This is a genomic window from Streptomyces sp. SID5785 (assembly GCF_009870065.1).
In the GTDB taxonomy this organism is placed as follows: Bacteria; Actinomycetota; Actinomycetes; order Streptomycetales; family Streptomycetaceae; genus Streptomyces.
Genome location: NZ_WWIA01001151.1, coordinates 1 through 1,380 on the forward strand (window position 1 = coordinate 1; position 1,380 = coordinate 1,380).

The window sequence follows — 1,380 nt, forward strand, 5'->3', positions numbered from 1 at the left end:
CGGCCGAGGCGGGGGGAGGGGTGCCGGTCGGGGCGGCCGGTGACGTGGTCGGGACGGTCCATGGCGGATCCTGCCTCTCGGTCGGGCGCGAACGGGCTGGTGGGGCTCGGACGGTGGGGGGGTGCCGGGACCGGTCAGCGTGCGGGGCGCGGCAGCGTCGAGGCGATCTCGCGCAGCCGCGCGTGCACACCGCGGTGGGTCTCGCGCGCGGGCAGCCACTCCTTGCGGAGCTTGGCCACGCACGTGTAGTTGGTGTCGCACACGTTCGCCAGTGGTGACTCGACGGTCTGCGTCGCGAACTGGTACGCGTCCAGCTCGTCGAAGCCGTAGTCGCGCACCAGCCACTGCACCAGGTCGAGCTGGGAGATCCGGAAGGCGTCCTCGAGCGGGCGCGCCGATCCGGTGGACATGATGTGGGTGTCGGACTCGATGCGCGGCCACGGCGTCGCGACCCCCTTGAGCAGCTCCACGACCACGACGGTCCGCATGGCGCACTCGACGGCCACGCCGCAGGTCTCGCCCTCGCCCTGGCGCGCGTGACCGTCGCCGAGGCTCAGGAGTGCGCCCTCGACGTTCACCCCCAGGTAGCAGGTGACGCCGGCCCGCATCTCCGGCGTGTCCATGTTGCCGCCGTGTGCGTCGGGGACCAGCGCCGAGCGCACCTCCAGGTTGGCCGGGGCGACCCCGACCGTGCCGTGCATCGGGTCCATCGGGAGATCGGCGGTGAACTCCCCCTCCCGCGCGGTGAACCGGGCCGTGCGCCGCTCCCGGTCCAGCTGCCAGATCCAGACGGTCTCGGGCAGCGGAGGCTGGAGCGACGCCGTGGTGTGCGTCGAGGTCAGCGCCCCGAACAGCGGCACCGTCGTGGAAGCGGCCCAGTCGCGGGCGGGCTCGACGGACACGAAGTGCACGGCGACCGTGTCGCCGGGCTCGGCCCCCTCGACGTGGAACGGGCCGGTCTGCGGATTCAGGAACGGGAAGGTGCAGACCTCCGAGACGAGATCCTTCTCGGAGCGGACCCGGCCGCCGAAGCAGTCCTCGGTGTACAGGTCGAGGACCGTGCCCGGGGCGATCCGCGCGACCGGGGGTGCGCCGCCGAAGGTCCAGGCGTACTCGTCCGGCCCGGGGCGGACGGTCAGCATGCGGGGGTCGCTCATGAGGTTCCGTTCTCGTGTGGGGGTGAGGCCGCGGCCGGGGTTCTGTCGGTACCGGGAGGGGGGCCGGATGGCGGTGCGTCAAATACCGTACGGCGCCCGGAGGTTGAGGCGAAAGAGGGCCCGCGGATCCGCTCGTCGCGCATCGCTGCACGTCAGAGGTCCGAACCACTGGCGGTGGAGCGGGCCCCGGCGGGGCCGGGGCGGTGGGGGAGGCCGGCCGCGG

Annotated in this window: 1 protein-coding gene; it reads right to left on the reverse strand. The window is 73.4% G+C overall.

The genetic code is table 11. The features are described from left to right. Positions 1-134: 134 nt before the first annotated feature. Positions 135-1,157 carry an acetamidase/formamidase family protein gene (locus GTW43_RS37285; protein ID WP_161306392.1) on the reverse strand — a complete coding sequence of 341 codons (1,023 nt, stop codon included), beginning with the start codon at positions 1,155-1,157 and terminating at the stop codon, positions 135-137. Positions 1,158-1,380: the final 223 nt, after the last annotated feature.

Bases quoted from the DNA above. Each gene is read 5' to 3' on its own strand.
- GTW43_RS37285 (WP_161306392.1), bottom strand. From the start codon at position 1,157: ATGAGCGACCCCCGCATGCTGACCGTCCGCCCCGGGCCGGACGAGTAC.